The organism is Micromonospora sp. 4G55, from assembly GCF_016803375.1.
The window spans coordinates 1-7,888 of the sequence record NZ_JAEVHN010000275.1 but is presented as its reverse complement, the minus strand read 5'-3'; the positions used below and the strand labels follow the sequence as shown (position 1 = coordinate 7,888).

General features: G+C 70.9%; 6 protein-coding genes. 2 read left to right on the top strand and 4 right to left on the bottom strand.

All coding sequences use genetic code 11. The annotated features are described in order from the left end of the window. The first annotated feature begins 182 nt into the window (after nt 1–182). Nucleotides 183–782, top strand: a complete 600-nt coding sequence (locus JNW89_RS21070; RefSeq protein WP_238450206.1) for a TetR/AcrR family transcriptional regulator — start codon at nt 183–185, stop codon at nt 780–782. Between the two features lie 22 nt (nt 783–804). On the opposite strand, the gene JNW89_RS21065 is transcribed toward JNW89_RS21070, so the two are convergent. The 4 genes from JNW89_RS21065 to JNW89_RS21050 form a co-directional block, all read right to left on the bottom strand. After that, complete coding sequence (locus JNW89_RS21065; protein ID WP_238450205.1) at nt 805–2,616, bottom strand: glycoside hydrolase family 13 protein; 1,812 nt, start codon at nt 2,614–2,616, stop codon at nt 805–807. A gap of 274 nt (nt 2,617–2,890) precedes the next feature. Then, nucleotides 2,891–3,790, bottom strand: a complete 900-nt coding sequence (locus JNW89_RS21060; protein WP_238450204.1) for a sugar ABC transporter permease — start codon at nt 3,788–3,790, stop codon at nt 2,891–2,893. Further along, the gene (locus tag JNW89_RS21055; RefSeq protein WP_238450203.1) at nt 3,787–5,427 is read right to left on the bottom strand and encodes an ABC transporter permease subunit; all 1,641 of its coding nucleotides are present in this window, start codon (nt 5,425–5,427) and stop codon (nt 3,787–3,789) included. Before JNW89_RS21055 ends, JNW89_RS21060 begins: the two co-directional genes overlap by 4 nt. Continuing rightward, nucleotides 5,427–6,677, bottom strand: coding sequence for a maltose ABC transporter substrate-binding protein (locus tag JNW89_RS21050; protein WP_238450202.1), 1,251 nt, complete (start codon nt 6,675–6,677; stop codon nt 5,427–5,429). Before JNW89_RS21050 ends, JNW89_RS21055 begins: the two co-directional genes overlap by 1 nt. 197 nt (nt 6,678–6,874) lie before the next feature. Between JNW89_RS21050 and JNW89_RS21045 the strand changes: the two genes are divergently transcribed. After that, nucleotides 6,875–7,888 (top strand): LacI family DNA-binding transcriptional regulator (locus tag JNW89_RS21045; RefSeq protein WP_238450201.1); only part of this gene is annotated, 1,014 nt, incomplete at its 3' end.

The window sequence follows — 7,888 nt, the reverse complement described above, 5'->3', positions numbered from 1 at the left end:
GGTACGAGCAGCGCCTGCGCCGCCACCGCGAGGGCGGCGGCCAGCACGGCGAGCAGCATCGGGGACCGGGGTGACCGGGACATGCCCACTCCTTAAAACGAACGCTCGTTCTCTTTGAAAGTCAGCGTGCGCCCCGGAGCCGTCAGGAGTCAAGAACGAGCGTTCGTTTTACACTGTGGGTCATGCCACGCGTATCGGACGCCCACCTCGCGGCCCGTCGACAGCAGATCCTCGACGCGGCCCGGCGCTGCTTCCTGCGCGACGGCTTCCACAACACCTCGATGCAGGACGTGATCGCCGAGGCGGGGCTGTCGGTGGGCGCGGTCTACCGCTACTTCCCGAGCAAGAACGACCTGATCACCTCGATCGCCCAGTCGGTGATCGGCGGGGCGGACGCGGTCTTCGCCGAGCTGGCCGCCGCCGAGCCGCCGCTGCCTCTGGTCGAGGCGCTGGACCGGGCGCTGACCTACGTCGACGCGCAGGCCGGCGAGGACGGCATCCTGCCGCTGGCGATCCAGGTGTGGAGCGAGTCGCTGCGCGACCCGGCGCTGGCGACGTTCGTGAACGCGACGTACAGCGGCTTCCGGGAGCGCTTCACGCTGCTGGCCCGGCGGGCCCGGGAGGCGGGCGAGCTGCCCCCCGACGCCGACCCCGAGGCCGTCGGCACCGCGCTGTTCGGCCTGGTCCCGGGCTACCTGATGCAGAAGGTGCTCACCGGCCGGCCGGACCGCCGCAGCTACCTCGCCGGCGTCCGCACCCTGCTCGGCCAGCCCGCCGCCTGACCCCGTGCCGGGCGGGCCCGGGTCAGGACAGCCGCCAGACCTGGAACGTGGGACCGTCGGCGGGGAGGGTGACCACGCCGTCGGCGTCCGGGCGCAGTGCCGGGGCGCCGCCGTACGCGTTCTCCCCCGCCCCGAGGCCGGTCAGCCGGACGGGCCGGCCAGCGGCCCGGCGGGCGAGCACCAGCACCGCCCCGGTCGGGGCCTCGCGCAGGAAGACCAGGGTGTCGGCGTCGGCGTGCACCCGACGCAGGCCGCCGTGGCGCAGCGCGGGCTCGTCGCGGCGCAGCGCCAGCAGCCCCCGGTACGCGGCGAAGGTGGCCCGGTCCCAGCTCTCCGGCCGGTGCCACGGCATCGGGGTCCGCGAACCCTCGCCGTTGGTGCCGGTCAGCCCCAGCTCGTCCCCGGCGAAGACCACCGGGGTGCCCGGCATGGTGGCGAGCAGGCCGGCGGCCACCTCCTGCCGGGCGGCGTCGCCGACCACGGTGCGGATCCGGGCCGAGTCGTGCGAGCCGAGCAGTTGCCACGAGTGGGTGTACGAGCGCCAGGAGATCAGCGACCGGTAGGTGTCCATGGTCGCCAGCACGGCCTCGGCGTCGCGCCGCCGCACCCCGCCGGGGGTGCCGAGGAAGTTCGGCACCGGCTCGTCGCCGTGCCGCAGCCAGGACCAGACCGGGTCGGTGAAGCCCACGTAGTTCATCGTCCCGTGCCAGCCGTCGCGGTCCAGGTCGCCGGTGTGGTCGTGGCCGTGCTCGGCGAGCAGCAGGCCGTCCGGGCGGGTGTCGGCGACCACCTCGCGCAGCAGCCGCGCCACCTCGTGGGTGTACGCGTCCGCGCCGCGCCGGCCGGTCATGTTGGCCACGTCGACCCGCCAGCCGTCCAGCCCGTACGGCGGGCGCAGCCAGCGTCGCAGCAGCGAGTCGTCGGCGGTGGCGAAGCGCCGGCGCAGCTCCGCGCTGCCCCAGTTCAGCTTCGGCAGCGACTTGACCCCGTTCCAGGACTCGTAGTCGCCGGTGGCCTCGTCGAAGTAGTACAGCTCCCGCTCGGCGGCCCGCAGGTCCGAGGCGGCGGCGGTGAACCACTCGTGCGCGTCGCCGGTGTGGTTGCTGGTGATGTCGCCGAGCAGCCGCCAGCCCCGGGCCCGGACGGCGTCGGCGAGCCGGGCCAGCGCGGCGTCCCCGCCGAGCAGCGGGTCGACGGTGTCGAAGCTGGCCGCGTCGTAGCGGTGGTTGGAGCGGGCCGGGAAGATCGGGGTGAGGTAGAGGGTGTTCACGCCGAGCCGGGCCAGGTGGTCCAGGCGCTCGGTGACACCGTCCAGGTCGCCACCGTAGAACTGGTACGGGGTCTCCGGGCCGCGACCGATCACCGGGGTGTCCCAGTCGCACGGGATCGCCCAGTCCGGCGGGGTACGGCCGGCGGCGGCCGCCGAGCGGGCGAACCGGTCCGGGAAGATCTGGTAGATCACCGCGTCCCGCGCCCAGGCCGGCGGCGGGGCGTAGCTGACCAGCTTGAAGTCGCCGTTGTCCGGCACGTCGTGGGAGACCACGCCGGCGGCGTTGAGCCAGCGGTAGCCGGTGGTCTGCGAGAGCATGAAGCGGTAGTTGCTGACCGGGTTGCGGACCTCGACGTCGGCTCGCCACCAGACCTCGACGCCCTCGGTGCGGTCGACGACCGCCTCGGCGAACCGGGGCTCGCCGTCGCCGGTGGTCCGCACGTGCACGGTGCGCACGTCGGCGCCCGCCGGGACCCGGACGAAGACCGGCACGGTCTGACCGAGCGCCGGCTCCTGCTCGGGTACATACAGGGCGGATCCGTCGTGGTGCGGCTGCAAGGACATGACAGAGCCCTTCGGTACGTCGATACGGGAGAGAGATGGGTCGCCCGCCGCGGCCGGTCTCCCGGCCGCGGCGGCCAACCCGTGACTGCTCCGGTGCACGACTAGTCGGAGGGGTGGCCACTCTCCGCGCGACCCGGGCTGATCGGTCCAGCCCCCGCGCAGACCCGGACCACTCACCCCAGCCCCGGTACGGACCCGGACCACTCAACCCCAGCCCTGGTACGGAGCCGGACCGCTCACCTCGCGCTGCGCGGAGAGCGGCCACCTATCCGATTTATCCCTTGACTGCTCCGGCGGTGAGGCCGGAGACGATGTAACGCTGGAGGAGTTGGAACACCAGCACCGTGGGGATGGCGGTGAGCAGCGTGCCCGCCGCGAACATCCCGAAGTTGTTGTTGCGCTCACCGGCCACCAGGCCGAACATGCCGACCGCGAGGGTCTTCGAGTTGGTGTTGGTGAGGAACACGTTGGCGAGGATGAACTCGTTGATCGAGCCGATGAAGGCGAGCAGCCCGGTCACCGCCAGGATCGGCGCCACCAGCGGCAGCATGATCCGGAAGAAGACCTGGGCGTGCGACGCGCCGTCCATGGTGGCCGACTCGTCGAGTTCCTTCGGCAGGGTGTCGAAGAAGCCCTTCATCAGCCAGGTGTTCGCCCCCAGCGCACCACCCATGTAGAGCAGGAACAGGCCCCACGGGGTGTTGAAGCCGATCGACGGCCACAGGTCGGTGACCGTGGTGAAGATCAGGAAGATCGCCACGATCGCCAGGAACTGCGGGAACATCTGGATCAGCAGCAGCGTGAGCAGCCCGACCCGGCGGCCGGCGAAGCGCATCCGGGAGAACGCGTACGCGGCCAGCGCCGACAGGAAGATCGACGCGAAGCTGGCCACCCCGGCGAGCAGCAGCGAGTTCAGGAACCAGTGGGCGAACGCCGTCTTGGAGAAGAGGTTGGTGAAGTTCTCGAACGACGCCCCGGTCGGCAGCAACTCGGTGGAGGACAGGGTGCCCAGCGGGTTGAGCGCGGCCGAGATGACGAAGACGATCGGGAAGAGGCTGAACGCCACCGCGAGCACCCCGACCAGGTGCCGCCAACCGACCTGGGTGAACCAGCGGCTCCTGGACCTGCCCGTCGCGTTGCGGTTGGCCACGGGCGCGTCGGCGTGGGTCGTCACGAGTACACCTCCTCCTGCTTGCGGGTACGCGAGAAGCTGACCGCCGACACGACGGCCACGATCGCGAAGATGAAGATCGAGACGGTGGCGGCCATGCCGTACTCGGCGCCCTGCGCGCCGAAGGCCAACCGGTAGGTGTACGTGATCAGCAGGTCGGTGGCGCCGCTTCGCGGGTTGTCCGCGGGGAAGGGGCCACCCTCGGTGGTGAACCAGATCGCGTTGATGTTGTTGAAGTTGTACGCGAACGACGCGATCAGCAGCGGCGAGATGGCCACCAGCAGCAGCGGCAGGGTGACCGCCTTGAACGACTGGAAGGGGCTCGCGCCGTCGACCGAGGTGGCCTCGGTCAGCTCCCGCGGGATGGCCTGGAGCGCGCCGGTGGCGACCAGGAACATGTACGGGTAACCGAGCCAGAGCTGCACCAGCAGCACCGCGATCCGGGCGGACCAGGTCTCGCCGAACCAGTCGACGCTCAGCCCGAACAGGTTGTTGACCAGGCCGAAGTCGGTGTTGAACATGTCCCGCCAGACCAGCAGCATCGCGAACGACGGCATGGCGTACGGCAGGATCAGCAGCACCCGGTACAGGTTGGTGCCACGCATCCGGGGCGAGTGCAGGGCCAGCGCGATGCCCAGGCCGAGCAGGAACGTGAAACCGGTCGAGCCGATCGCGAAGGCGAAGTTCCAGAGCAGCGTGCCGAAGAACGGGCCGGAGATGTTCGGGTCGGTCAGCACCCGGCCGAAGTTCTCCAGGCCGACGTTGACCTTCCAGCCCTGGGCGAGCCGCTCGCCGTCGGCGGCGACGAACGAGCCGACCGACTCGTCGGCGGTCCAGGTCCTGCCACTCTCGCTGTCCTTGACGCAGTCGCAGGACTCGTCGTAGGCGCGGACCGCGGTCCCCTCGTACGCCCGGGTCAGGCCGGAGGAGCGCAGCGCGCCGCCGGCCGTCGGCACCACCAGGTCGGTGATGTCCTTGCTGCGGGCGCTGGCCTGGCCGAAGTTCAGGATGGTGTAGCCCTCGGCGGCGGTGACCTTGCCGCCCGTCGCCACGGTGACCTGGCCGGGGTCGAGTTCCTTGAGTCCCTCGGCGTCCCCGACCGAGACGGTGCCGCTCTTCGGGTCGGTCACCAGGAAGACCAGCGGCCCGGTGGCCGGGTCGCCCTTGGTGGCGACGGAGAGGGGGTACTGGGCGGAGCCGGGGACCTGCTTCACCGACGAGCTCTGGATGGCGACGATCGCGTCGGACTTCTCGCCGCGGTGACCGTCGCCGAAGTTCGTGAAGGCGGTGCTGGCGGTGTAGAGCACCGGGAAGACCTGGAACACGATCAGGAAGATCGTGCCCGGGATCAGGTACTTGGCCGGGATGTGCCGGGGAGTCAGGTAGAGGTAGAACAGGGCGACCGTGGTCGCCACCAGGACGGCCAGGCCGACCCAGAGCTTCGCCTCGATGAGCGGGAAGGCCGCCCAGATCGCGATCCCGGCCACAAGGCCGAGCAGGACCACCTTGACGACGAGGCCGGTCAGGGTGATCGGCGCGTGATGCCGCGCGTCACGGGACTTGCGCGGGAGCCCGGAGCGGGCGGGCTCCCGGCCCGGGGTCTGCGTGGCAGACCCCGGGCCGGACAGCGACGCGCTCATTACTTGATCTGACCGGAGATCGTCTTGCCGGCGGCGGTGACGGTCTTGGTCGGGTCGGCGCCACCGATGACGGCGGCCTCGGCCTTGCCGAACGGGTCCCAGATCGCGGCCATGGCCGGGATCGCCGGGAGCACCTGGCCGTTCTTGCCGGCCTCGGAGAACTTGGCCAGGTCCGGGTCGGTGCCCTTGACCTGGTCGAAGGCGGCGGTCAGCGCCGGCGGACGCGGCTCGGCGTTGTACAGCGCCACGGCCAGGTCGGGCTTGGTCACGTAGTTGGTGACGAACTCCTGGGCCAGGGCCTTGTTCTTGCCCTTGGCGGCGACGTAGAACGACTGGACGCCCACGAACGGCTGGGCCTCCTTGCCACCGGCGAAGCCGGGGACCGGGGAGATGTCGTACTTGATGCCGGCCTTCTTGGCGTCGGCGATCGCCCACGGGCCGGAGACCAGGTAGGCGCACTTCTTGGCGGTGAAGGTGGCGATCGAGTTCTCGGGGGTGATGGAGCGCTTCAACGCACCGTCGCCCTTCTCACCGAGCTTGCCGATCTTCTGGAACGCCGCGATCGACTCCGGCTTGCCCACGCCCAGGTCCTTCGGGTCGTAGTCGCCGTTGGCGGCGGTGCCGAAGAGGTAGCCGCCGGCCGAGGTGTACAGCGGGTAGATGTGGTACGCGTCGCCGTTCTGTCCGGACTGGAGGCAGAGGATCTCGCTGGCCTTCTTCTCGGCCTTGAGCTTCTTGCCGGAGGCGACCAGGTCCTCGATCGTCTTGGGCGCCTCGGGGGCCAGCTCGGTGTTGCGGATGAGCGCGATGTTCTCGGTCGCGTACGGCACGCCGTAGACCTGACCGTTGAAGGTCACGGCCTTGACGGCGGTCTCGTTGAAGGCGCTCTTCTGCTCGGCGGCGAGCTGCACCGGGTCGATGGCGCCGTTCTGCACCAGGTTGCCGATCCAGTCGTGCGCGCCGACCACGACGTCCGGGCCGCTGCCCTGCTGGGAGGCGGTGACGAAGTTGGTCTGCAGGTCCTTGGAGACGGCCTGCACCTCGACGGTGACGCCGTTCTCCTGGCCGAACTTCTCACCGAACGGCTTCAGGGCCGCCGCCCGCTTGTCGTCGGCCCAGATGACGAGCTTGCCGCTCGCGGCCTTGGGGGAATCCTTGGCGGCCGGCTCGTCCTTGCTGTTGTCGCCGCAGCCGGACGCCGCGAGCGCCAGACCGAGAACGGCGACCACACCCGCGGTACGGATGCGCATCGGTACTCCTGTCGTTGTGGCGACCGCCGGGGGAAGGGCGGCCCGCCAGTGGGATCCTCTGTAAGTTCTTGCCAATCGGCGCTGCGGTGCCGCGCCGCTGCTCTCGCATGTTGCGGGGACGTTAGCAAGAGGTTGCAGGGAATGGAAGGGCTTGCAGGAGCGTACGCAAGAACTTGCCCGTGAGCTAAAGTTCCGCCATGCGCGCTCGACTGTCCGACATCGCCCAGCAGGCCGAAGTCAGCGAGGCCACGGTGTCGCGGGTGCTCAACGACCGCCCCGGCGTGGCCCCCGAGACCCGGCAGGCCGTCCTGACCGCCCTCGACGTGCTCGGTTACGAGCGCCCCGCCCGGCTGCGCAAGCGCAGCGCCGGGCTCGTCGGGCTGGTCGTCCCGGAGCTGGACAACCCCATCTTCCCGATGTTCGCTCAGGTCATCGAGTCGACCCTGGCCCAGAGCGGGTTCACCCCGGTGCTGTGCACCCAGACCCCCGGCGGGGTCACCGAGGACGAGTACGTCGAGATGCTGCTGGACCGGCAGGTCTCCGGGATCGTCTTCGTCTCCGGCCTGCACGCCGACACCGCCGCCAACCACGACCGGTACCGCGCGCTGATCGCCCGCCCGCTGCCCGTCGTGATGATCAACGGGTACGTCCCGAACGTCGCCGCCCCCTTCGTCTCCTGCGACGACGGCGAGGCCGCCGAGCTGGCCGTCGCGCACCTGGTCGCGCTCGGCCACCGCCGGATCGGCCTGATCACCGGCCCGGACCGGTTCGTTCCGGTGCAGCGCAAGGTGGCCGGCTGGCAGAGCGCGATGACCCGGCTCGCCGGCGCCGCCGAGCAGGACCTGGCCGAGCTGGCCGAGCTCTCGCTCTTCGGCGTGGAGGGCGGCGAGGCGGCCGCCGGCCGGCTCATCGAACGCGGGGTCACCGGCGTCGTCTGCGGCTCCGACCTGATGGCGCTCGGCGCGATCCGGGCGGCGCGGCAGCGCGGCATGTCGGTCCCGCAGGACCTCTCGGTGGTCGGCTACGACGACTCCCCGCTGATGGCCTTCACCGATCCGCCGCTGACCACCATGCGCCAGCCGGTCGCCGCGATGGCGGTCGCCGCGGTGCGGGCCCTGGTCGACGAGATCAACGGCCACGGCGCGCCGCACTCGGAGTACCTGTTCCGCCCCGAGCTGGTGGTGCGCGGCTCCACCGCGGTCGTCCGCGCG